The 22,579-nt window shown below is 62.8% G+C and carries 25 protein-coding genes; 9 read left to right on the top strand and 16 right to left on the bottom strand.

Annotation, left to right across the window (positions count from 1 at the left end; genetic code table 11):
* Positions 1–36: 36 nt before the first annotated feature.
* On the bottom strand, positions 37–507 hold the full coding sequence (locus AC070A_RS03760; RefSeq protein ID WP_492384716.1) for a MaoC family dehydratase: 471 nt from the start codon (positions 505–507) through the stop codon (positions 37–39).
* The gene (locus AC070A_RS03755) at positions 507–959 is read right to left on the bottom strand and encodes a MaoC family dehydratase (protein ID WP_057253110.1); all 453 of its coding nucleotides are present in this window, start codon (positions 957–959) and stop codon (positions 507–509) included. The genes AC070A_RS03760 and AC070A_RS03755 overlap by 1 nt, the downstream gene beginning before the upstream one ends.
* A gap of 182 nt (positions 960–1,141) precedes the next feature.
* Between AC070A_RS03755 and AC070A_RS03750 the strand changes: the two genes are divergently transcribed.
* Positions 1,142–2,248 carry a hypothetical protein gene (locus AC070A_RS03750; protein WP_309239056.1) on the top strand — a complete coding sequence of 369 codons (1,107 nt, stop codon included), beginning with the start codon at positions 1,142–1,144 and terminating at the stop codon, positions 2,246–2,248.
* 88 nt (positions 2,249–2,336) lie between these two features.
* Here AC070A_RS03750 and ychF read toward each other — a convergent pair whose 3' ends face one another.
* Positions 2,337–3,440, bottom strand: coding sequence for a redox-regulated ATPase YchF (gene ychF / locus AC070A_RS03745; RefSeq protein WP_057253112.1), 1,104 nt, complete (start codon positions 3,438–3,440; stop codon positions 2,337–2,339).
* A 186-nt stretch (positions 3,441–3,626) separates the two neighbouring features.
* Between ychF and AC070A_RS03740 the strand changes: the two genes are divergently transcribed.
* From AC070A_RS03740 to clpS, 3 genes are all read left to right on the top strand, one after another.
* The gene (locus tag AC070A_RS03740; protein ID WP_218373513.1) at positions 3,627–3,776 is read left to right on the top strand and encodes a hypothetical protein; all 150 of its coding nucleotides are present in this window, start codon (positions 3,627–3,629) and stop codon (positions 3,774–3,776) included.
* Positions 3,777–3,778: 2 nt separating this feature from the next.
* Positions 3,779–4,192: a hypothetical protein gene (locus AC070A_RS03735; protein ID WP_492384715.1), complete on the top strand. Its 414-nt coding sequence runs from the start codon at positions 3,779–3,781 to the stop codon at positions 4,190–4,192.
* Positions 4,193–4,389: 197 nt separating this feature from the next.
* The gene (gene clpS / locus AC070A_RS03730) at positions 4,390–4,701 is read left to right on the top strand and encodes an ATP-dependent Clp protease adapter ClpS (RefSeq protein ID WP_058321193.1); all 312 of its coding nucleotides are present in this window, start codon (positions 4,390–4,392) and stop codon (positions 4,699–4,701) included.
* Between the two features lie 38 nt (positions 4,702–4,739).
* Here the strand turns inward: clpS and AC070A_RS03725 are convergent, their stop codons facing one another.
* Together AC070A_RS03725 and AC070A_RS03720 are read right to left on the bottom strand one after the other, a co-directional pair.
* A complete protein-coding gene (locus tag AC070A_RS03725; RefSeq protein ID WP_058321133.1) occupies positions 4,740–5,042 on the bottom strand; it encodes a DUF6958 family protein in 303 nt (100 codons plus the stop codon).
* Complete coding sequence (locus AC070A_RS03720; protein ID WP_113737070.1) at positions 5,026–5,586, bottom strand: GFA family protein; 561 nt, start codon at positions 5,584–5,586, stop codon at positions 5,026–5,028. The genes AC070A_RS03725 and AC070A_RS03720 overlap by 17 nt, the downstream gene beginning before the upstream one ends.
* A gap of 120 nt (positions 5,587–5,706) precedes the next feature.
* On the opposite strand from AC070A_RS03720, the gene AC070A_RS03715 reads away from it, so the two are divergent.
* Positions 5,707–6,336 (top strand): TetR/AcrR family transcriptional regulator, encoded by a 630-nt coding sequence (locus AC070A_RS03715; protein WP_234793134.1) that lies wholly within the window; start codon positions 5,707–5,709, stop codon positions 6,334–6,336.
* Here AC070A_RS03715 and AC070A_RS03710 read toward each other — a convergent pair.
* The 6 genes from AC070A_RS03710 to AC070A_RS03685 form a co-directional block, all read right to left on the bottom strand.
* Positions 6,333–7,370: a squalene cyclase gene (locus AC070A_RS03710; protein WP_255571336.1), complete on the bottom strand. Its 1,038-nt coding sequence runs from the start codon at positions 7,368–7,370 to the stop codon at positions 6,333–6,335. The two genes, AC070A_RS03715 and AC070A_RS03710, sit on opposite strands and share 4 nt — an antisense overlap.
* A gap of 70 nt (positions 7,371–7,440) precedes the next feature.
* Positions 7,441–8,160, bottom strand: a complete 720-nt coding sequence (gene pth, locus AC070A_RS03705) for an aminoacyl-tRNA hydrolase (protein WP_058326574.1) — start codon at positions 8,158–8,160, stop codon at positions 7,441–7,443.
* Between the two features lie 67 nt (positions 8,161–8,227).
* Positions 8,228–8,962, bottom strand: coding sequence for a substrate-binding periplasmic protein (locus tag AC070A_RS03700; protein ID WP_113737071.1), 735 nt, complete (start codon positions 8,960–8,962; stop codon positions 8,228–8,230).
* A gap of 95 nt (positions 8,963–9,057) precedes the next feature.
* Positions 9,058–11,442, bottom strand: coding sequence for a putative bifunctional diguanylate cyclase/phosphodiesterase (locus tag AC070A_RS03695; protein ID WP_113737091.1), 2,385 nt, complete (start codon positions 11,440–11,442; stop codon positions 9,058–9,060).
* A gap of 260 nt (positions 11,443–11,702) precedes the next feature.
* Positions 11,703–12,311, bottom strand: a complete 609-nt coding sequence (locus AC070A_RS03690) for a 50S ribosomal protein L25/general stress protein Ctc (RefSeq protein WP_058321130.1) — start codon at positions 12,309–12,311, stop codon at positions 11,703–11,705.
* 156 nt (positions 12,312–12,467) lie between these two features.
* Complete coding sequence (locus AC070A_RS03685; RefSeq protein ID WP_057253126.1) at positions 12,468–13,649, bottom strand: benzoate/H(+) symporter BenE family transporter; 1,182 nt, start codon at positions 13,647–13,649, stop codon at positions 12,468–12,470.
* A gap of 249 nt (positions 13,650–13,898) precedes the next feature.
* Between AC070A_RS03685 and AC070A_RS03680 the strand changes: the two genes are divergently transcribed.
* From AC070A_RS03680 to AC070A_RS03670, 3 genes are all read left to right on the top strand, one after another.
* Positions 13,899–14,855, top strand: a complete 957-nt coding sequence (locus AC070A_RS03680) for a helix-turn-helix domain-containing protein (protein ID WP_058326546.1) — start codon at positions 13,899–13,901, stop codon at positions 14,853–14,855.
* A 339-nt stretch (positions 14,856–15,194) separates the two neighbouring features.
* Positions 15,195–16,703: an aldehyde dehydrogenase gene (adh, locus tag AC070A_RS03675; protein ID WP_113737072.1), complete on the top strand. Its 1,509-nt coding sequence runs from the start codon at positions 15,195–15,197 to the stop codon at positions 16,701–16,703.
* Positions 16,704–16,851: 148 nt separating this feature from the next.
* Positions 16,852–17,250, top strand: a complete 399-nt coding sequence (locus tag AC070A_RS03670) for a DUF779 domain-containing protein (RefSeq protein ID WP_255571337.1) — start codon at positions 16,852–16,854, stop codon at positions 17,248–17,250.
* 6 nt (positions 17,251–17,256) lie between these two features.
* Here AC070A_RS03670 and AC070A_RS03665 read toward each other — a convergent pair whose 3' ends face one another.
* Both AC070A_RS03665 and AC070A_RS03660 read right to left on the bottom strand, forming a co-directional pair.
* Entirely contained in the window at positions 17,257–17,556 is a 300-nt protein-coding gene (locus AC070A_RS03665; protein WP_492384779.1) for a LysR substrate-binding domain-containing protein, read from the bottom strand.
* Positions 17,493–18,167, bottom strand: a complete 675-nt coding sequence (locus AC070A_RS03660; RefSeq protein WP_492384714.1) for a LysR family transcriptional regulator — start codon at positions 18,165–18,167, stop codon at positions 17,493–17,495. Before AC070A_RS03660 ends, AC070A_RS03665 begins: the two co-directional genes overlap by 64 nt.
* A 105-nt stretch (positions 18,168–18,272) precedes the next feature.
* On the opposite strand from AC070A_RS03660, the gene AC070A_RS03655 reads away from it, so the two are divergent.
* Positions 18,273–19,301: an aldo/keto reductase gene (locus tag AC070A_RS03655; RefSeq protein WP_113737073.1), complete on the top strand. Its 1,029-nt coding sequence runs from the start codon at positions 18,273–18,275 to the stop codon at positions 19,299–19,301.
* A 76-nt stretch (positions 19,302–19,377) separates the two neighbouring features.
* On the opposite strand, the gene AC070A_RS03650 is transcribed toward AC070A_RS03655, so the two are convergent.
* From AC070A_RS03650 to AC070A_RS03640, 3 genes are all read right to left on the bottom strand, one after another.
* Positions 19,378–20,310 carry a ribose-phosphate pyrophosphokinase gene (locus AC070A_RS03650; protein WP_057253136.1) on the bottom strand — a complete coding sequence of 311 codons (933 nt, stop codon included), beginning with the start codon at positions 20,308–20,310 and terminating at the stop codon, positions 19,378–19,380.
* Positions 20,311–20,517: 207 nt separating this feature from the next.
* Positions 20,518–21,342 carry a hypothetical protein gene (locus AC070A_RS03645; protein ID WP_113737093.1) on the bottom strand — a complete coding sequence of 275 codons (825 nt, stop codon included), beginning with the start codon at positions 21,340–21,342 and terminating at the stop codon, positions 20,518–20,520.
* An 84-nt stretch (positions 21,343–21,426) separates the two neighbouring features.
* On the bottom strand, positions 21,427–22,578 hold the full coding sequence (locus AC070A_RS03640; protein WP_057253138.1) for a M24 family metallopeptidase: 1,152 nt from the start codon (positions 22,576–22,578) through the stop codon (positions 21,427–21,429).
* Position 22,579 lies beyond the last annotated feature (1 nt).

Genomic DNA, 22,579 nt, shown 5'->3' with positions numbered 1-22,579 from the left:
CTCTGGAGGTGCGTCGCCCGAAGGCGGCGCTCGTTGTTACACGAACTCGATCACCTTGCTCTCGAAGCGGATCACCGCCTCGCCGTGCTGGTTGTCGCCTTCGCACAGGATCGTGTTGATCCGCCAGCCGGGTTTCGAGGTGAGCGAGCGGCTTTCGAGGAAGGTCACGAAATAGGTGACCGTGTCTCCGGCATAGACCGGCTTCAACCATTTGAGATCGCGAAAGCCGGGCGAGGGGCCGAGGTTCGGCGCACGCAGACCCTCTGCGGCAAGCCGGCGCTGCTCGTTTCTCCAGAAGCGGACGAAGCATTGCATCCATCCGGCGCTGGTATGCCAGCCCGATGCGCAAAGCCCGCCGAACAGCGAATGCCGCGCCGCTTCCTCATCGAGATGAAAAGGCTGCGGGTCGAAGTCGCGGGCGAAGCGGATGATGTCTTCGGCCGTGAAGGTCAGGCTGCCGATGGTGGTCCTGGCCCTGGCGGCGTAAAATTCTTCCATCGTCATCATCAGGCTTGCCCCTTCTCGCGGCAGCGAAAGAGAACGGTGCATTCGGAGACCGCCACGGGCTCACCCGCCTGGTTGGTGATTTCGTTGCGGAATTTGACGATGCCGAGATCGGGCTTCGAATTCGACCGCCGCGCCTCGAGCACGAGGCTGAAGCCGTTGAGGATATCGCCGGCAATGACCGGCTTCCTCCAGTCCATGAAGTCGATGCCGGGCGAGCCTTGAGACGTCGAATTGCCCATGAAGGCGTCGAGCATCATGCGCATGCCGACGGCGCTGGTGTGCCAACCGGACGCGGCAAGGCCGCCAAGAATGCTGCGTTTTCCCGCTTCCTCATCGAGATGCATCGGCTGCTGGTCGAACTCACTGGCGAAGGCGATCATCTCCGCCGGCTTCATCTCGACCGGCGTGTAGTCGAAACGGCGCCCTTCGGAAAAATCCTCGAAATACAGCATGCTTGAGTTGTCCCGTCTGATTTGCTGCCGTCTACCTACTGCATAATTTATCGAAGCGGAATCCATTTGAGCGGATCTGTTGCGAGGCAGCGCGGGCTGATTTTCCAGGTTGCGCATGCCGGACGTTCATGCAACCACCTGTCTGGCTGCCGCATCCGCCGGCGCTTGATCGAGGAGCATTCGTGACCGAACTGAACAGAGCGCTCGCAGGCGCTGCCGAAAAAGGGATCATCTCAGCAAACCAGGTGAGAGATCTGGAAGCCTATCTTGCCGACCGCGGCATGATCTTCGGGCCGACGGCGCCGGATGCCGCCGCGGAGCGACATGACGCTGCGCTTGATGCGCGTGCAGCCGAAGACAGCGAGCAGCCGCGGTTCGTGCGGGGATTTCACGATATCCTGATCACTATCGGCGTCATTGTCGTGCTGATCGGCCTTTGGGGTCTGGGTGGTCCGTTCGCAACGCTGCCGGTCATTCTCATCCTTGCCGAAATCCTGGTGCGGCGCCAGCGGCTGGCACTGCCGTCGGTGGCGCTGACGGTCGCGCTCGTGCACTGGGTCGGGACGACGTCACTGTTGTTCGTGAGCGAGCATGACGATGCCTGGAAGCCGCTTGTCTTTGCACTCGCCTACCTATCGGCGTTCCCGATCCCGCTGGGCCTGTTCTACTGGCGCTATCGTGTACCACTGGCGCTGGCCGGGTTGATGGTATCGATCGCACTCATCTGCGTGGTCGCGATCCTTCTTGCCCTCGAGAAGATCTTGGGGATCGACCTTGCCAGCGAAGACCATTTCATGCTTCTCGCGCTCACCGTTCTTGTTGGAGCCCTGGGCCTTTTTGCGGCCGCTATGCGCTACGACGTTTCCGATCCACAGCGTGAGACCGCGCGCTCGGATACGGCATTCTGGCTGCACCTGGCCGCAGCACCTGCATTGCTCTACGCACTGATGGGCCTGGTTTTTCTGTCGAACGGTGGCAGCACCTGGTGGGACGGTCAGGCCGGCTTCGGCCAGGCGGTTGCCGCGATCCTGATCGTCGCCCTGTTCATGCTGGTCGGGCTCATTATCGACCGCCGCGCCTTCGTCACATCCGGGCTGGTGTCGCTGGGTGGCGCGATCTGGACGATGCTGAGCCAGACCGGCGCTTCGCTCGACAGCTACGTCTTCGTCGCCTTCGCGGTTGTCGGCGTGACCGTGCTCTTCATCGGCATCTTCTGGCAGCGGTTGCGCCGCATGGTCATGGACCTGCTACCGCAAACGATAACGGCGCGGTTGCATACCGCGCCGTGATACCGAGTTCTCTGCGTGCGCTGCACCGTTGCAGCACGCCTTGTCTCTTTGATCTTGCGCCTGCCACGCAAGATTGCCGCGCCACGTCTTACGTGTTGAAGCGGAAGTGGATGACGTCGCCGTCCTGGACGACGTATTCCTTGCCTTCGTCGCGCGCCTTGCCGGCTTCCTTGGCGCCCACTTCGCCGCCGAGCGTGATGTAATCCTCGTAGGCGATCGTGTTGGCGCGGATGAAGCCGCGCTCGAAGTCGGTGTGGATGACGCCGGCGGCCTGCGGCGCCTTGGTGCCGCGCTGGATCGTCCAGGCGCGGGTTTCCTTGGGGCCGACGGTGAAGTAGGTGATGAGGTCGAGCAGCTTGTAGCCGGCGCGGATCAGACGGTCGAGACCGGCTTCTTCGAGGCCGAGCGCGCTCAGGAACTCCTTGGATTCTTCTTCCGGCAGCTGTGCCACTTCGGATTCGATCGCCGCCGAGATCACGACGCTTTCGGCCCCCTGCGCCTTGGCCATTTCGGCAACCGCGCGGGTGTGTTCGTTGCCGTCGACCGCATCGCTTTCCGCGACGTTGCAGACGTAGAGCACCGGATGGGCGGTCAGGAGGTTGAGGCTCTGCAGAATGCGCAGTTCTTCGGCATCGAGCTTGGCAAGCAGCGTGCGTACCGGCTTGCCGTCCTGCAGCAGCTTCAGCGAGGCTTCCATGATCGGAAGCTGCGCCATGGAGTCCTTGTCCTTGCCGCCGGCGCGCTTGCGGGTCTGCTCGGTGCGGCGCTCAAGGCTGTCGAGGTCGGCGAGCATCAGCTCGGTCTCGATCGTCTCGGCATCTGCGACCGGGTGGATGCGGCCTTCGACGTGGGTGATGTCATCATCCTCGAAGCAGCGCAGCACATGCACGACCGCATCCACTTCGCGGATGTTGGCGAGGAACTGATTGCCGAGGCCTTCGCCCTTCGACGCGCCACGCACGAGGCCGGCGATGTCGACGAAGGAGATGCGCGTCGGGATGATTTCCTTCGACTTGGCAATGTCGGCAAGCTTGCGCATGCGCGGGTCCGGCACCGCCACTTCGCCGGTGTTCGGCTCGATGGTGCAGAAGGGATAGTTGGCCGCCTGGGCGGCCGCCGTCTTGGTGAGTGCGTTGAAGAGCGTGGACTTGCCGACGTTCGGCAGCCCGACAATACCGCATTTGAAGCCCATGGGGTCTCGTCCGTATCCTTAAATTCCGTTGGCGTGGCTATGCGGGAAGGGCGCTTGCTGGTCAAGGGTGGACACCCCGTTCACGGTAAATAAGGGGCCTGCGCCGTTGAACGCGCGGTATTTGGGCCGCATATGCCCTCAGAAATCCGCCGGTCCCGTCGCGGCGAAAAATCTGAGGAGCCCACATTGATCGATCAGAAATTCATGTTCCCGCGCGTGCCGGTGGCCGTCGTCGATATCGGCGACACGCTCGAAGCCCTGCTGATCCGTTCCATGCTGGAGAGCCTTGGCGCCGTCGTCACGCTGCATCTGCCGGGACACCCGGGGACTTCCTGACCTTGATCGCCGGCGGCGAGTTCGTGCATCAGCATCTGGTCATCTGCGGTCACGGCGACAAAAATGGTTTCGTCTTCGGCGAGTATTGCGAAGGCATCGACACATCGAGGCTGGTCGACGGTAGCCTGCCGCCTTCAGTTGTTGCCGAGCATGCCAGGCTCGACGGCAAGATCGTTCTCAGCACCTGCTGCGAGACCGGCGGAAAGGCATATGGCGATGCCTTTGTCGGGACGGGTGGCGCAGCCCTCTACGTCGCCCCAGATGGTTCGCCCGAAGGGGCCGATGCGCCGCTCTTCGTACATTGCTTCTATCACGCGCTTCTTGCTAGGCAGCAGCCGCCCGAGGCGGCACTGGAGCACGCCCGCTCCTACGACGAGGCGGCGTCGATGTTCGTCGGCCACTGGCCGGCCAGCTGACCGACGGTGACCGCCGCCCCTGCTTTTGCTTGATCGGTGCGCCCGCCCGTAGGATAGTGCGTGCGCATACGGCGCCGCACGTCTCTTGAGACGCACTAAGGTCGCTGTAACATTTAGATCTGTTTCACGATTTTGTCCCTAAATCGGTTCTGGTTTAAGGAATTTCCGTTCTTTCTGTCATCAACGGGGTGGTTCCGATGAGTGACAACGAGGTTGCCAGAAAAGTCAAAGTGAAGGTCAGGCCGAAGCTCGAACGGCCGAAGCTTTACAAGGTCATGTTGCTCAATGACGATTACACGCCGCGCGAGTTCGTCGTCGGCGTGCTCAAGGCCGTGTTCCATATGAGCGAGGAGGCCGGCTACCGCGTGATGATGACGGCGCACAAGATGGGCACTTCGGTGGTCGTCGTCTGTGTGCGCGACATTGCGGAAACCAAGGCCAAAGCGGCGACCGATCTTGCCAAGGAAGCGGGTTTTCCGCTGCTCTTCACCACCGAACCCGAGGAATAGCGGTCGGCACGAAGGATGGCGGGGGTCGCCGGTTCGCTTTATGCTTTCTTATGTAGACGAAGCGGCTTGCTTGCTTCCCGCTTGATCGTACCCTTGGCTTCGAGATCGAGCTGAACCGCCTTCAGCCACCAGCCGGCCTTTGCACCCTCGGGGAAAAGGTCCTGCGGCAACAACGGCAATAGCCGCTCCTTCGCTTCCGCGACGGTCAGCCCCGGTGCGGCCGGCGGAAGGACCGCGAGCAGGGCTTCGCGCATTGCCTCGTATTTTACCCGGTCGACACGGTATTTATGGCCGGGAGAGACGATGTTTTCGATCTCGATCTTCTCAGCCTGAGATGCCATTGGCCTCACCTTTCACATAGTCGATCCTGGGCGCCTTGAATCCCATGGCCGCCCAGGCGGTCAAAAGCCGCCACATGAAGCGGCCCGAATGCGTCTTGTAGCTCGGCAGTGTGTCGTTGAACTCGACGCCTGCCTTGCGATCTTTCGTCATGGTCCGCATTTCGAGCGGCGGCTGTTCGTCCGGGGCGAAACGCTGATTGTAGACGCTCAGCCAGTGGCCGCCTTTGAATTCGAGGAACATGGCGGCGTTGCAGCAACTCGCAATCACCCTTCGCGTCGGCGCCTCGGGCGTCAACCGATGCTCGCGCAAAAGCTCGCTGCCCCGGATGCAGCGGATCCTGTCCTTCCGGTAGAGCGCGAAGCGCGTCGAGCCGTCGGCTTCCAGCACAGGCGACGCTTCGGGCAGGGCCTCGAAGCGCTCGCCGGCGGTGCGGCAACTGGTGCAATAGCAGGCGGCGCCGACAATCGGCTCGCCGACGGCTTCAAAGGCAACCTGACCGCAGCGACAGGCGGCAATCCGAATTCTTGCTTGTGGTTTCACCATGGCCCTCTCCCGATATCGTCTCACTAACTAGACTGTACCGTCCAGTTTGATTTGTCAATCCGACTGGCCTATTGTGTGGGGCAGATGATTTGTGACGTGCAGCAAGGCGGAGGGGCAGAATTGAGCAACGGCGCAAAGACGCGCATGGAGCGTACCCGCAAGGGGATCGTGGCGGCGGCAAGCGATCTCTTCCTGAAACACGGCTTTCTCGGCACGAACATGGATGAGATCGCGGCGACCGCGGAAGTATCGAAGCAAACCGTCTATTCCCATTTCCAGAGCAAGGAGGCGTTGTTTCTGGAGGTCGTGCGCAGCATGACGGGCGGCGCCGGCGATGAGTTCCAGGAGCAGGTCGCCGACCCGGATGGCGATGAGCCGATCGAAGAATTTCTGCTCGACTATGCCACCCAGCTGCTGGCGATCGTGATGACGCCGCGGCTGATGCAGGTGCGGCGCCTGGTGATTGCCGAGGTCGAGCGCTTTCCGCAGCTTGGCGAAGCCCTGCACGAGCGCGGGCCGATGCGCTCGATCAGGCGGCTTGCCGTCGCCTTCAAGCGCTATAGCGAGAAGGGCGACATCCGGGTGAGGGATGTGCAGGTCGCTGGCGGCTTCTTCAACTGGCTCGTCATGGGTGGACCGGTAAATGATGCCATGCTGCTCGGCGACGGCGCCATTCCGGCGCCGGAGGTTCTGCAGGCCCATGCGGCCGAGGCGGTGCGGATTTTTCTGGCAGCGCATAGGGCCGCCTAGGCGTTCGGGTCTCTTTCTGGTTCGCGGCTATCCGTTTGATGCGGAAGACGTCGGTGCGCCTTGCTCACCGGTGAGGACGCATTCCACCATTTGAGCACGCGCATCGCCTTGAGTGTCACCCACCGCGACGGTACGTCGGCTCCGTCGTCGACATCGAACCACACCCGTCCGGCGGGGCTCCAGTCGAGCGGCCAGGTGCCGTTGTCCAGGCGTCGCGCAGAAAGGTGATCGATCGCTTCGCCGAGGCGCGGGTCGGGCGCGGCGGCGGTCCGGAGCACCGATTGCCGGAAATAGTCGAGTGCGCGCAGGATGTCGTAGTGCCAGCGGTTCGGGTGGCAGAGGCAAAGAAACCGATTGCTCGCCGGTTCGCCGGTGCTCAGGCGGCGGAAGAGGTGGCGCTTGAGGAGATAGTCCTCACCACCCTCCCGCGCCGCCTTGGACTGCGGTGTGCCGCCGGTCGCCCTTTCGAACTCCAGCAATCCTTCGAGCACATTGATGGTGCTTGCAAAGGAAGAGCAAACTGAACCGTTCGCCCGCTCGCAGTTCCAGCCACCATCGGGCTGCCGTTCGCCAACGAGCCTTTCGACGATGGGTGCGATGTCGACGCCGAAATAGGCGCCGTCAGCCACGGTTCGCCCGTTGATGCACTCCTCGACCTCGCCTTGCCAATAGGGCTGGCCGCCTTCGTCCCAGCGGGCGTTGGCGCCGATCAGTTCAACGGTTCGCCTGGCCCGATCCGATGATGGGTCGAGGCCGAATTCCCGGAGCTGCGACAGCGAAAAGCACGTGGCCGTCCAGGGCTGACCGCGCTCGGACCACTCGCGCGCGTCAAAACCAGCCGGAATAAAGGCGCCGCCCGCCCATTGGCCGTCGTCGTCCTGATGCGAAAGCAGTCTGGCGCCCCAGCCTTCGGTCTCCACCTTGGCTCGCTCGGCCCTCCACACAGGTTCCGGGGCATCCAGCAGGTCACGCATCACTTGCCAGCGGATCGAAGGATCCGAAGCGAGAAGCCAGTCAATCACCCGGTGGCTCATAGGGCGTGCTCCAGGCCGGTCTTCAAAGCCGACCTGAGCGAAAACTAGCGCTCGCTCCGGAAACGGGAAGCTAGTCGCCCTTCGAACCGAACATCTTCTTCAGCATGTCGGCCATCGGGCCGGTTGCCGGCAGCTTCTTTGGCTGGGCGGAATTGCGCGCCTGGTGGATGTGCGATTGCGCGCCCTGCTTCTTTGGGGTTTCGGGCTTGTCCGCTTCCGGCTTGCCGCCGGTCGCGAGCGCGATCTTGTTCAGAAGCTGGGAATCCTCGCCGCGCACCAGCATGTCGGCATTGTCGGCGATGGCGTCGAGCAGCGGTATCAGCCAGGCTTGGTCGGCCTTGGCGAAATCGCCGAGAACGTGGGCGTGAACGAGGTCCTTGACGCCGGGATGGCCGATGCCCAGGCGCAGGCGGCGATACTCCTTGCCGCAATGGGCATCGATCGACTTGATGCCGTTGTGGCCGCCATGGCCGCCGCCGACCTTGAGCCGCGCCTTGGCGGCCGGCAGGTCGAGTTCGTCATAGATGACGGTGATGTCCTTTGGCTGCAGCTTGTAGAAGCGCATGGCCTCGCCGACCGCTTCGCCTGAGAGGTTCATGAAGGTCTGCGGCTTCATCAGGAGCACGCGTTCGCCGGCAATCTCGCCTTCGGCGATCTCGGCCTTGAACTTCTTCGACCAGGAAGAAAAGCCGTGCCGGCGGTGAATGACGTCGACCGCCATGAAGCCGATATTGTGCCGGTTGGTGGCGTATTTCGAACCTGGATTGCCAAGCCCTACGATGATCAGCATGTCGTCACGCGTCGATGATTTCGGGGTGGGGCCATCCAAAATCATCGTGCCCGGGGGAAGTCAACGCTTATTTCTCGGCGCGCAGGCTGGCATTCGGCGTGAGGCCGTAGTGCTTGAAGATTTCGTCCTGGGTGCCGTTGCCGACCAACCGGTCCAGTTCGCGCTGCATCGCGGCGACGGTTGCCCGCGATACATCGCGGTGGCAGGCGACGCCGTAGAGCTTGCCTTCAAGCACCAGCGCCGCCTCGACCGGTTTGCCCTCGGCCCGCATGCTCTGGAAGGTTTTCTCTGACGTCATCAGCAGATCGACGCGTCCGGCGATCAGCTTCTTCACGCTCGAATCGAGGTTTGCGGCATAGTCGATCTTCGGAAAGTCGTGGTCCCTGAGATAGGTTGCGGAAAAATCCTCGCGCTGGGTGCCTACGGTGTACTGACGTGCTGCTTCCAGCGAAGCCGGTGCTATGTTTGAGCCGGCGTGGCGAACCATAACCATATGATCGACCAGCAGAGGTTCGACCCATAGAAACTTCTTGTCGCGTTCGGCGTCGTGGCCGGTGGTGAAAACGCAATAGGCAGGATCGGTTTCGGCCAGCATGAAGGCCCGCGCCCAGGGCAGAACCTCCATCGTGTAAGGCTGTTTCAGCCGCTCCATGATCCGCTTGACCTGGTCTACCGCAGCACCGCTCGGACCGTTCTCGGTCGAAAAATTGTAAGGGGGGTACTCCTCGGTGACGAACTTGATCGTCTGTGCCTCAGCGGTCGTGAAGAGACCGAGGAAAAATATTGGAACCAGCGCCTTCACGTGCTTTCCTCCTTTTGCTGCATGCCTTGCGGTATCCGTGCGGTGCTGCCGCGTCCCGAACCTCCATGGGAGAGCGCGACCGCTGGCAGCGAACATCATGCCCGCCTGTCTGCCACCGCCGCCGTCTTTGCCTCCGAGTCGCTTTCCAGCATCTTCAGCATGCTGTCGATCTGCATCGGCCGGCTGAAGAGATAGCCCTGGCCGCAATCGACACCCAGCTTGCGCAGCAGCTGCCACTGCTCCTTCGTCTCGATGCCTTCGGCAACGACGGTGCAGCCCATCTGGTGCGAGATCGTGCGGATGCCCTTGATCAGCATGCGGCTCTTGCGCCGGATGTCGGCGGTGCCGGAACTCAGCGAACGGGTGAAGGACTGGTCGACCTTGACGATATCGACCGGGAAACGGTTGAGGTAGCTCAGCGATGAATAGCCGGTGCCGAAATCGTCGAGCGCGATGCGGCAGCCGAATTCGTTGAGTTGCTTCAGCACCGCGTGCACTTCCGGATTGTCGAGCATGAGGACGGCTTCGGTGATCTCGACGACGATCCGGCTTGGCGAAATATGGTGCTTCAGGAGCAGGGCGGCGAGCTTGTGCGGTAGCGTCAGCTCGAATTGCAGCGGCGAGAAATTGACGGCCAGATAGGTGTTCTGCGTGCCGTCCAGCTCGGAGATCGCAGCCAGATGGCGGATCGCCTTTTCGAGGATGTGGTCGCCGATGCGGGCGATCGTGCCGGTTTCCTCGGCAATGCCGATGATCTTGCCGGGCGGCATCAGGCCCTTTTCCGGGTGGTTGAGGCGCATCAGCGCCTCGAAGCCGGCGATCTGCCCGTCGGCAAGGCTGACGATCGGCTGCAGCCAGGCCTCGAAGTGGTCGTCCTTCAGCCCAGCCTCGATGCACTGTTCGATCTCATGGCGCTCGCGGGAAGCGTCGAGCATGCTGGCATCAAAGAGCTGCAGGCCGTTCTTGCCATCGTGCTTGCGCGCATACATGGCCATATCCGCCTTGAGCAAGAGGTCGGAGGCGTTTTCCGCATGGGCCGGGTAGACCGAGATGCCGACACTGGCACTGACGAGGAGTTCGTTGCCGGCAATCGGCATCGGCTCGCGCAGGGCCGAAACGATGCGTTCGCCGATCTCGCTTGCGAGCGCAGCCGCATCCCGGTCGGAAATCAGGATGGCGAATTCGTCGCCGCCGAGGCGGGCCATGATGTCGCCGGGGCGCAGCGCGTCATGGATGAGCTCGACCGTGTGGCGCAATACTTCGTCGCCGGCCGCGTGGCCGAAATTGTCGTTGATCCACTTGAAGCGGTCGAGATCGATGAACAGGCAGCCAAGCTGCATGCCGCATTCGTCGGCCTGCCGGATCGCGTCATCGAGTGCCCCTTCGAACCCCTGGCGGTTGAGCAGGCCGGTGAGGTGGTCGGTGATCGCCTGGGTGTGGTTGCGGCTTTCCGCCTGCTTCAGCGCCGTGACATCGGTCATGACGGAGAGCGACAGGCTGCCTTCACCGGTCGCCTTCGTCTCCTGGATCAGCACCGTCATCAGCTCGCTATCCGTCTTGCGGAAAGGAACGGTGACCTCCCGGATCTCATGGTCGCCGACCGCGATCGTTTTGGCATGGCTGCGATAGGTTTCGTGCCAGTGCTGATCGATGAAATCGACGAAGTCGCGGCCGATGACGTCGTCCCGATCGTAACCGGTCGCCAGCAGCCAGTAGTCGCTGACGGCGAGCAGGCGTCCGTCGACGTCGAGCGAGAACAGCATCGCGGGCGTCAGGTTGTAGATATCGGTGACGCGTTCGTGCGCATTCTTCAGTTCGGTCTCTTCGCGCTCGAGCCGGTCCTGCATCTCGTTGAAATTGGCGGCAAGCGCGCCCATTTCGTCGTCGGAGGTCCAGTCGACCCGGTGGCGTGAGCCGAGCCGGCGCGTCGCCTCGATCGCCGCTGTCAGGCGCATCAGCGGGCGCATCACCGTGAAGCGATTGCCGACGAGGGCTGCGGCGAAGACGATTGCGACGGCGAAGAGCAGGATGGCGAGGATCGCCAGCTCGTCCTTGCTGAATTGCGACAGAAGGCCGGGCGTCGGCACTCTCACCTCGATGCGACCGATCTCCTTCATCCCATCCATGGACTGATAGGAAATGGGCAGGCTGAGGATCCGGTCCTTGGTGCCGGGCACAGCGCCGCCGAGCGGCATCTGGGCGAGGATCGAGCCGGTCTGGTCGCGGACGGTGACAGAGAGGATATCGGTGCCGTTTATCAGCGATCGGGCGATGTGCTTTATGCCGTCGCTGTCGAAGTCCCAGATGGGTTTGCCCAGCGCCTCGGCGCTTGCGGCCATCAGCAGTTCGATGTTGTGAATCCGCTCGCGTGCGATGCGGTCGCTGGATATACTCAGGAAGAGAACGAGCAGAGGGGCAATGAAAACGAGCATTGCGCCACAGACAATCGCAATAAATCGGTTCTCCACGGAATGCATCATCGGATGCACGCCTTGGAAGGTGCTGCCACGCATTTCATTTCGGATTCTCTTCAGTCTGAGCCCCAGTTTCCCCGACAGAAGAACATCATCAAAACCTTAAATGTTGCTGAAATCGCTTCGTGATAAATGATGAGACGCGATGCCGGCGCTGTGTGGCGAGAGGCCTGTGGACCAATGCAAAAAGCCCGCCCCAAACGAATGGGACGGGCTCTCGATGAAGTGCAGCGGGACTGGCTTTTCGCCAGTCACCCAAAAGCCAATCAGGCTTCTGCTTCGCCTTCGGCTTCTTCCTTCACGCCACCGGCCGGAGCAACGATCGTTGCAATGGTGAAGTCGCGGTCGGTGATAACCGGGGTCGCGCCCTTCGGCAGCTTGATGTTGGAAATGTGAACGGCGTCGCCGACCTTGAGGCCGGAGAGATCGACGCTCAGGAATTCCGGAATGTCGTTGGCCGAAACGTTGAGTTCGACTTCGTGGCGAACGATGTTCAGAACGCCGCCAGCCTTCAGGCCCGGGGACTTCTCTTCGTTTTCGAAGTGAACCGGAACTTCAACGGTAACCTGGCTGTCCTTGGAGACGCGCAGGAAGTCGACATGCATGGTGAAGTCACGGACCGGATCCAGCTGGTAGTCCTTCGGCAGGACGCGGATCTTTTCGCCGTTGACGTCGATGACCGCGACGGTGGTCATGAAACCGCCGGCGTGGATCTTCATCGTCACTTCCTTGGTGGAGAGTGCGATGGAAACGGGGGCCTGCTTGTCACCGTAGATGACAGCCGGGATAAGACCGTTGCGACGAAGTTCACGGGAGGACCCCTTACCAACCCGTTCGCGCGTCTCGGCCTTGAGCTCGTAAGTTGCGTGGCTCATGGGTAGACCTTTCTATGTCTAAATCTGGAGAGCTCATCCGACATGGCGGATGAACCGAAGCCACATGGGCTTCATCCGCGTTGCCTCCAAGGGTGTCTACGCGGACGGGGCGGTGCATAGACGAGATCGGCTTGAAATGCAAGCTTTGCCGCGGGTTCAGGCCTTTTTCTGGGTAAGACGCGCAAGCGCCAGCATCAGCCCACCGGCAATCAGACCCCAGAAGGCCCCGGAAACACCGGCGAAACTGACGCCCGATGCCGTCACCAGAAAGGTGATGGCGGCCGCCTCGCGTGTCTTTGCCTCGGTGAAGGCGGCCATGGCGGAACTGGCGAAGGCGCCGACGAGCGCGAGGCCGGCCACCGCCTCGATCAGGATGGAAGGCGCAAGGCTGACGAAGGTGGTGACGGCGCCGGCAAGCAGCCCGAAGAGAATGTAGAAGGCGCCGGCATTGATCGCCGACCAGTAGCGTCGGTTGCGATCGGGATGAGAATCGCTGCCGGCGCACATGGCGGCGGTGATCGCCGCCAGATTGACCGCGTGGCCGCCGAACGGCGCGCTCAGCATGGAAAAGAGGCCGGTGGTCGCAAACAGCGGCCCGGGGGCGGGGTGATAGTCGTTGACCTTCAACACCGCGATGCCGGGGATGTTCTGCGAGGCCATGGTGACGATGAAGAGCGGCAGCGCAATGCTGACCATGGCTGCGACATTGAACTGTGGGGTCACGAACTCGACGGTCGGCACCAGCGCCGAGGACAGGGTAGAGAAGGCGCCCGCCGGGACTTCGACGCCGAAGGCGATGACGAGTACGAAAGCGACGAGCGCGGCCGGCACCGCATAGAGCTTGTTGACGCTGCCGACGACCGCCCAGGCGATGAGGATCGGCAAGCCGAGAAGCGGATTGAAGGCGATCGCCTTGACCGGCGCGAAGCAGAGGCTGAGCAACACCCCCGCGAGCATGGCATTGGCGAGCGGGGCAGGAATGCCCGAAACCAGGCGGCCGAGCGGTTTCCAGAGGCCGGCGACGACGACGAGCAGCCCACAGACGAGGAAGGCGCCGACGGCAGCGTTGAAGCCGCCTTCGACGACGCCGGCGCTCGCGAGCAGTGCGGCACCCGGCGTCGACCAGGCGATGCTGACCGGCAGCCGCGTAATGGCGCTGATGACAATCGCGCAGACGCCCATGGAGATCGACAACGCCATCAGCCCGGAGGCAGCCTGTGCTTCGCTGGCGCCGACTCCGGTCAGGCCGTGCAACACGACGGCGAAGGAACTGGCGAAGCCGACGAAGGCGATCAGCAGGCCCATGAAGAGGCTCTGGGGCGAGAAGTCACGAAACATGGCGGCAACCGGCTGTTGTGGGGGTGAGTCGCGGCGATCTGATCCTTTCGCGTATCACATTCGGGCGCGCTGTCGATATCGGCCGCGTGATGCACCGATCAAACTCGCTGAGGGGGGCTGACCCTCGAACCTTCGTCTGGCTGGACCTTTGCGGAGATCGTTGGCTATAGTGCCGCCCAAGCAGGTGCGCCGTTTGGGAGATCGGTCGCATCCGCCTTCCGCCGGTCGACGCTTTCAGGGAGGAAGCCGATGCCTGCCGTCAGGGATCATTCGGAACTTGTCTATCGGGTCGCGCACCAGTCTTCGGCGGCGGCGAGCTCATCGGTGGCCGCGTCGTGGCGGCGCTGCATGACCCTGCATAAGCTTGCTCCGGAGGAAGCCCGTACGCCGCTTCGGCTGTCGGACAGCGAGTTTCGCTCCGTCCGCGAGCGCTCCGGTGAGCTGCTGGCGGAGGCCGGCATCGAACTCGACCGGTTGTTTGCGACCGTCGGCAGGGCTGGCTGCTGCCTGCTCCTCACCGACAATGACGGCGTGGCGCTCGAGCGGCGCGGAGCGGTCGGCGACGACGCTGAATTTCGCGGCGTCGGGCTCTGGTCGGGAACGGTCTGGAGCGAGGCGAATGTGGGCACCAACGGCATCGGCACGGCGATCGCCGATGAGCGCGCCGTCGTCATCCAGCGCGATCAGCATTTCCTGAGCAGCAATATCGGCTTGAGCTGCGCGACCGCGCCGATCCGCGATCATCGCGGGCGATTGGCGGCGGCCATCGACATTTCAACCTGCCGTGACGATGCCTCCGAGATCACCATGTCGATCCTGTCGCAGGCGGTTCGTGACGCCGCCGCGCGCATCGAGGCCGGCCTCTTCCGTCGTGCCTTCGCCGGTGCGCGCATCGTGCTGGTGCCAGTGGATCGAGCCGGGCCGGCGCTCCTTGCTGTCGACCGCGACGACCTCGTGCTCGGCGCGACGCGTGCCGCACGGCAATGGCTCGACCTCGACGACCGGCGCATCGCCGCCGGGGTTCCGGCCTCCGACCTTCTTGGAGAGGACACGTCAGGCGATGCCGCCGAGCTTCCCGATGCGGAGCGCGCGGCGCTCCGGCGTGTTCTTTCCCGTGCCAGCGGCAACGTCTCCATGGCGGCCGAGCTGCTCGGCATCAGCCGCGCCACCCTTTACCGCAAGATGAAGCGGCTCCAGGTCAACTGATCTTTCATAGGGAAAGATGCCCCGCGGGCGGGGAGAGGGGACGTGGCCCCGCGCGGTCGTTACGATTGTAGTGGCCCTGATCCTTGGGGAAGGGGGAGCATACCGCTTGCTTCCTTCTCCCCGTTATTACGGGGAGAAGGTCCCGGCAGGGGGATGAGGGGCAGACACTGATGCCTACTTTCTTTTGATTGCTGCGTTGCAGCACGATGACCCGAGCCAAGCTGTCTCAAATGTGAAACAGATCACCTTGCAGGCGATCTCGCCTCACTATCGAAGACGCACATTCAGTCGCACCTTCCTTCTCACAGCCCCGTTGCTGGTTCTCAGGGAGGAAAGACCATGTTGCATCAGAAGATCGTCGAAAGCCCGTTCAAGCAGAAATACGGCAACTTCATCGGCGGCGAATGGCGCGAGCCGGTGGCCGGACGCTATTTCGACAATACGACGCCGGTGACCGGGGGCGTGCTTTGCCAGGTGGCGCGCTCGGACGCCGCCGATATCGAACTGGCGCTCGACGCCGCCCACGCCGTCCGAGAGAAATGGGGCCGGACGTCTGCCGCCGAGCGCTCCAACATCCTGATGAAGATCGCGGGCCGCATGGAGGACAATCTCGAACTGCTCGCGCGCGCCGAGACCTTCGACAACGGCAAGCCGATCCGCGAGACCATGGCGGCCGACATTCCGCTTGCCATCGACCATTTCCGCTACTTCGCCGCCTGCATTCGTGCCCAGGAAGGCACGATCGGCGAGATCGACCACGACACGGTCGCCTATCATTTCCATGAGCCGCTCGGCGTCGTCGGGCAGATCATTCCCTGGAATTTCCCGATCCTGATGGCCGCGTGGAAACTGGCACCGGCGCTGGCCGCCGGCAATTGCGTCGTCCTCAAGCCGGCCGAACAGACGCCGGCCTCGATCCTCGTCTGGGCGGAGCTGATCGGCGATCTTCTGCCGGCGGGCGTGCTCAACATCGTCAACGGCTTCGGTCTTGAAGCCGGCAAGCCGCTCGCCACCAGCCCGCGCATCGCCAAGATCGCCTTTACCGGCGAAACGACGACCGGCCGGCTGATCATGCAATATGCCAGCCAGAACCTCATTCCGGTGACGCTGGAACTCGGCGGCAAGTCGCCGAACATCTTCTTTGCCGACGTTTTGGCCGAGGATGACGATTACTTCGACAAGGCGCTCGAAGGCTTTGCCATGTTCGCGCTGAACCAGGGCGAGGTCTGCACCTGCCCGAGCCGTGCGCTGGTTCAGGAGAGCATCTATGACCGCTTCATGGAGCGGGCGGTGAAACGTGTCGAGGCGATCCGGCAGGGCAACCCGCTCGACAGCGCCACGATGATCGGCGCACAGGCTTCGAGCGAGCAGCTCGAGAAGATCCTCTCCTATATCGATATCGGCAAACAGGAAGGCGCGGAGGTCTTGACAGGCGGCGGCCGCAACGTGCTCGAAGGTGAGCTCTCGGAAGGCTTCTACGTCAAGCCGACGGTTTTCCGCGGGCACAACAAGATGCGGGTCTTCCAGGAGGAGATCTTCGGGCCCGTGGTTTCGGTCACCACCTTCAAGACCGAGGCGGAAGCGCTGGAGATCGCCAACGATACGCTCTATGGCCTCGGTGCCGGCGTCTGGAGCCGTGATGCCAACCGTTGCTATCGCTTTGGCCGCGAGATCCAGGCCGGTCGCGTCTGGACCAATTGCTATCACGCCTATCCGGCGCATGCGGCCTTCGGCGGCTACAAGCAGTCCGGCATCGGCCGCGAGACGCACAAGATGATGCTCGATCATTATCAGCAGACGAAGAACATGCTGGTGAGCTACAGCCCGAAGGCGCTCGGTTTCTTCTGATCGGAACCTGCCTTCCCGCCGCCGGGGAAGGCAACAGGAGCCGGAGGGAAGGCAATCTCCACCTTTCCTCTGGCTTGTGCGGCGGCTGAGGTGTGCTCTCCACCCACGCCTCAGCCGACCAATGCCCGTTGGAGCAGGGAGGCTCGTGATGTCCATTGAAATGACCGGGACCACCGAAACCAACGAACCGCGCGTGCTTGCGACGGACGCAGCGCTCGATTTCATTGCCGAAATCCGGCGCGACCATCCGGATATCCTGTTTCACCAGTCCGGCGGCTGCTGCGATGGCTCGTCGCCGATGTGCTACCCGGCGGATGATTACATCGTCGGCGACAACGACGTGAAGCTCGGCGAGATCGGCGGCGTGCCCGTCTATATCAGCGCCAGCCAGTTTGAGGTCTGGAAGCACACGCAACTGATCATCGACGTGGTGCCGGGGCGGGGCGGCATGTTCTCGCTCGATAACGGGCGGGAAAAGCGATTTCTCACGCGGTCACGGCTGTTCAGCGGCGGCGAGGCTTGCGTCGTGGTCTTTCGCGGGCGCTGACGCGACCTACTTCCGCTCCCGCACGATCTTTGCCGCCAGATCGAGAAGCGCCCGCAATTTCGGCTGGGTCTGGGCCTTGGCGGGGAAATAGATGAAGAGGCCCGGCGACCTCGGCAGGTAGGCTTCGAGTACCCGTTCAAGGCGCCCGGTTGCGACAGCGTCGCGCACCGAAAGGTCCGGCAGGTAGGCGAGCCCGGTGCCGGCTTCCGCCATCTCCACGAGCATCTGGAAGTCGTTGACGGTCAGCCCGCCGGGTACGTCGACGGAGAAGTCGCGTCCCTCCCGCTCGAACTCCCAGCGGTAGATCGTGCCGGATGCCGGGTAGCGATAGCGGATCGCCTCGTCCGTGTCAGCTCTTCGGGCGTTTGCGGCCGCCCTCGTTTCACGAAGTAGGACGGCGAGCCGACCACCGTCCAGGTGATGTCTGGCGTCAGCCGGACCGCAATCATATCCCGTTCGACCGCTTCGCCGATGCGAATGCCGGCATCGAAGCCGCGCTCGGTGATATCGACGGCGGCATCGTCGATCGAGATTTCCACCGAAACGTCCGGATAGGCCTGGCGGAAGCGCGGCAAAAGCGGCGTCAGCACCAGCGGGATCGCCATGCGCGGCACGGTCAGCCGCAGGTTGCCCATGGGCCGGTCGCGAAAGTCTCCGAGCAGCTCATAGGCATCGGCGATCTCGGAGGCGGCGGGGCGCACGCGCTTCAGGAAGGCGCTACCGGCCTCGGTCAGAGCGACGCGCCGCGTGGTGCGGACGAAGAGCTGGAGGCCGAGACGGGCTTCGAGCGCCCTGATCGTCTGGCTGACGGCATTGGGCGTAACGCCGAGCGTCGCTGACGCCGCGGTGAAGCTGCTGCTCTCGGCAACCGCCAGGAATTCTCTTAGCCCGTTGAATGGATCGCGTGTCATCGCCATTATGAAGTTCTGCTTCCGAAGCCTTAAAGATAACAGCTATTTTTCATCGCAATCAACTTTGGCATGGTCTCCTCACACCACTTCCTTCGAGCAATGGAGAACGACATGCAATACACGACGCTTGGAAACACCGGTCTCGTGGTCTCGCGCCTTGCCTTCGGCGCGATGACCTTCACCGCCGGCGATCGCAGCCTCGGCGCCGTCTACAAGACCGATGCCGAAGCGGCCGATGCCCTTGTGGGACAGGCGCTGGATGCCGGCATCAACTTCTTCGATACGGCCGACGCTTATGCCTCCGGGCAGTCGGAACGGATCCTCGGCGAAACCTTACGCGCCCGCCGTGATGAAGTCGTGATCGCCACGAAAGTGGGCTTTCGCACCGGAGCGCCACTGAGCCAGGCCGGCCTTTCGCGCCGCCACATCCTCTGGTCGGTTGATCAGAGCCTGAAGCGTCTCGGCACCGACTGGATCGACGCCTACATCGTTCACAAGGAAGATCCGCACACGCCGCTCGAGGAAACGCTTCTCGCGCTCGATGCGGTCGTTCGCTCCGGCAAGGTGCGCTACATTGGCTTTTCCAACTGGTCGGCCTGGAAGGTGGCGGCCGCGCTTGAGATCCAGAAGGCCAACGGACTAGCGCCTTTCACCCATGGCCAGATGCATTATTCCTTGCTCGGCCGCGACGTGGAGCGTGACGTCATCCCGATGATGCAGCGCTACGGGCTGGGGCTGACTGTCTGGAGCCCCCTCGCGTCGGGCTTTCTTTCGGGCAAGTACACGCGCGAAAATCTTGGCGACCCCGACAACCGCTATTCCGGTTTCGACATCCTGCCCTTCGACAAGGAACAGGGCTTCAAGCTGGTCGAGCGCATGCGCGGGATCGCCGATCATCACGGGGCGAGCGTGGCGCAGGTGGCGATCGCCTGGCTGCTTTCGAAGAAGGCGGTGACGAGCGTGCTGCTCGGAGCCTCCAAGCCGCACCAGCTCAAGGACAATCTCGGTTCAGCCAATCTCGTTCTGACGCAGGCGGAAATCTCAGCGCTCGATGCCGAGACGGTGCCGGCGCCGGTTTATCCGAACTGGTTCATCGACAATCTCGTTGACGAGCCGATGACGCAGGCTCTCGGGAAATAGCTGTGTCTCCGCAACGAAAAACGCCGGCGCTTCGGCGCCGGCGTTGTTTTCAGAAATTCGCGTGCTCGCAACGATCTCAGTCGAAGAGGCTCGAAACCGATTCTTCCTGGCTGGTGCGGCTGATGGCTTCGCCAAGCAGGCCAGCGGTGGTGATCACGCGGATGTTGTGGGCGGACTGGACGGCCGTGGTCGGCTGGATCGAGTCGGTGATGACCAGTTCCTTCAGCATCGACGAAGTGACGCGGGCGACCGCGCCGCCGGAGAGAACGCCGTGGGTGATGTAGGCCGTGACGCTGGTTGCGCCGTTCTTTAGGAGCGCTTCGGCCGCGTTGCAGAGCGTGCCACCCGAGTCGACGATGTCGTCGATCAGCAGGCAGTCCTTGCCCTTCACGTCGCCGATGACGTTCATGACTTCGGATTCACCCGGACGGTCGCGGCGCTTGTCGACGATTGCCAGCAGACAGTCGAGACGCTTAGCAAGCGCGCGGGCGCGCACCACGCCGCCGACGTCGGGCGAAACGACCATGACGTTCTTGAGGTCGTAGTTTTCCTTGACGTCGCGCGCCAGGATCGGGATCGCATAAAGGTTATCGGTCGGGATGTCGAAGAAGCCCTGGATCTGCCCGGCGTGAAGATCAAGCGTCAGCACGCGGTCGGCGCCGGCTTCGGTGATGAGGTTGGCGACGAGTTTGGCAGAGATCGGCGTGCGCGGACCGGCTTTGCGATCCTGGCGGGCATAGCCGAAATAGGGAAGCACTGCGGTGATGCGGCGAGCGGAAGAGCGGCGCACCGCGTCGATCATGATGAGCAGTTCCATCAGGTGATCGTTGGTGGGGAAAGAGGTCGACTGGATGATGAACACATCCTCGCCGCGCACGTTTTCGCCGATCTCGACGAAGATTTCCTGATCGGCGAACCGGCGTACCGCCGCTTTGCCGAGAGGCAGGTTGAGATAGTTGCAGATCGCTTCGGCCAGCAGCCGGTTCGAATTGCCTGCGAAAACCTTCATTGACGGACCGCCTTGAGCTGGCGCGGTCACCGTCCGGTACTTTTCCGGGAGCGGTGTGTTCCGCGCAGATTCCGAGAGCCATTCCAATCGCGGACATTCTTTGCGGATGGCCGCCGTTCAGAGCTGATCGGCCGCTTTTTAGCGAGACTGAACTTGAATGCAAGGGGAATGCTGCGCCGCGAAGGCCAATATCCTAAAAACTTTGCATCAACCGGCCTGAGATTGCCGCCATTCGAGGTAGGCGTTGATGGTTTTGGTCGCGATTCCCTGCATGGTTGCCGCCGGCACGCCGCTCCACAAGTCGGCGCCGCCGCCGGGAACCGAGTCCTGTCCCTGGATGCGGTGCAGGCGGTTGCCGCTGCCATCGAGTACATCCCAGACATAGACGACGGTGGTCTTGTCGCCGTCCTTCAGCGTCGAGAAGTAGCCCTTGAGGATATGTTCGCTGCTGGCATCGCCAGAGCCCTTGATCGTCAGGCCGTGTGCGCGCGCTTCGGCTCCAAGCTGCTTGGAGAGCGGCGTGACCGCCTGGACCGGCGCGCCGATGATCGGCAGGAAGCGGATCGTGCCGCTGGCGGCGGCACTTGCCTTCGGCAGCGAAGCGACGCTCGGCTGGTCCTGGATCTCTTCGGCAGCGGCCGCCGTCTGTTGCACCGGCGTCTGTTGTACCGGGGCCGGCTGGTTCTGGATCGTGTTCTGGACGGGTGCGGAACCGGCGGCAAGCCGGCTTGCCTGGGCCTCGAACGTGCCGGCCGGATCGGTATAGGTCGCATCGCCGCTGGCATAGGCCGTCGGCGTGTTCGAAGCGACGGGCTGAGGAGAGTAGGCGGTGGTCTGGCTGACGGGTTCGCGCTGCACCGGGGCGACTGCGGTCTGGTTCGACATGGCGTCGAGGTCGGATTGCGTCACCGGCGGCGAGCGAAAGGTTCCGGCGCCGACGTCGACCTGCGGCGTCAGCATGTCGGTGCTGTTGCAGCCGGCCAGGGCGACGAGGAGTCCGAGGCCAACGATAGGCGTGGTGAGCTTTCGCATGTTCAAACCGTCCGTTTTCTTCGCGGCAGTTTTTGAAACGTCTCCTGTCGTCTGCCAGTTCAAAGCAATTCTAGGCGGATTTCCCTAAGCAGAAATGAAGTCCAGGCCATAGCGCGACAGCGGGCGCGGAGTATCCGTGGTGGTGAGGTAGGTCTGGCCGAGGGTCATGGCGGTGCCGCTGTCGGAATCCATGATGATCATGTGCACGAACAGCGACATGTTCGGCTCGATCTCCTGCGGGTTGCCGAGATGGAACATCTGGTGCTCCATCCAGGAGGGCGAGAAGCGGGCGCCGAGCGAATAGCCGCAGGCGTTGAGGCGGTGACGGGCGAGGCCGCGCTCGTCCATGATCTTGGCATGCATGTCGAAGACGGTGCCGAAGGTGTTGCCGGGACGAAGGACCATCTCGATCGCCTGGATGGTTTCGCGGCAGGCGCTGTAGAGTTCGCGGTGACGGTTGGTCGGTTCGCCGATGACGACGGTGCGCATCATCGCCGCATGATAGTGGGCGCTGACGCCGGCCCATTCGAGGGTGAGCTGGTCCTGGCTGTCAAGCACGCGGCGCCCGGACTTGTAGCGGCAGAGCAGCGCGTCGGCGCCGGAGCCGATGATGAATTCGTTGGCCGGATAGTCGCCGCCGCCGGCCAGAATCTTGCCCTGCATCGCGGCGAGGATGTCGGCTTCGTTGCCGCCGGGACGGATCAGCGGCAGCGCGGCATCGAGCGCATCGTCGGCCAGGCTTGCCGCCTTCTCGACATAGGCGATCTCGGCGTCGCTCTTGATAAGCCGCAGACGGCTGACGAGGTACGAGGCGTCGATTATCTCGCCGAAGGTCTGGATCTGGCGGTCGAGCAGGCGGGCGACGCGGCCGGTCATGCCGTGCGTATCGTATTCGACGCCGATGCGGCAGCCGAGCAGGTCGAGTTCGCTCAAGAGGTTCTTGAGATCCAGGGTCGGATCGGCATTGGCCCGGTCCACCCAGATCTCGATGCGTTCGATATTGGAGGTGTGGCGTGCCTGGCGCAGGTCGGCCGAGCGCGTCAGCAAGACCATCGAGCCGTCTTTCTTCACAACCAGCGTCTGGAAGAAGCAGTAGCCGAAGGTGTCGTAGCCCGTCAGCCAGTACATGCTCTCCTGGGCGAAGAGCAGCACGGCATCGAGCTTCTCCTCGCGCATCTTCTCCGTCAGCCGATCGAGGCGGCTTGCATATTCTTCCTGGGCAAATTGAAGCGCCATG

The organism is Ensifer sp. GW101-20A05 (assembly GCF_059424735.1).
The sequence above is the reverse complement of the archived record's forward strand: the minus strand, read 5'-3'. Positions and strand labels throughout refer to the sequence as shown.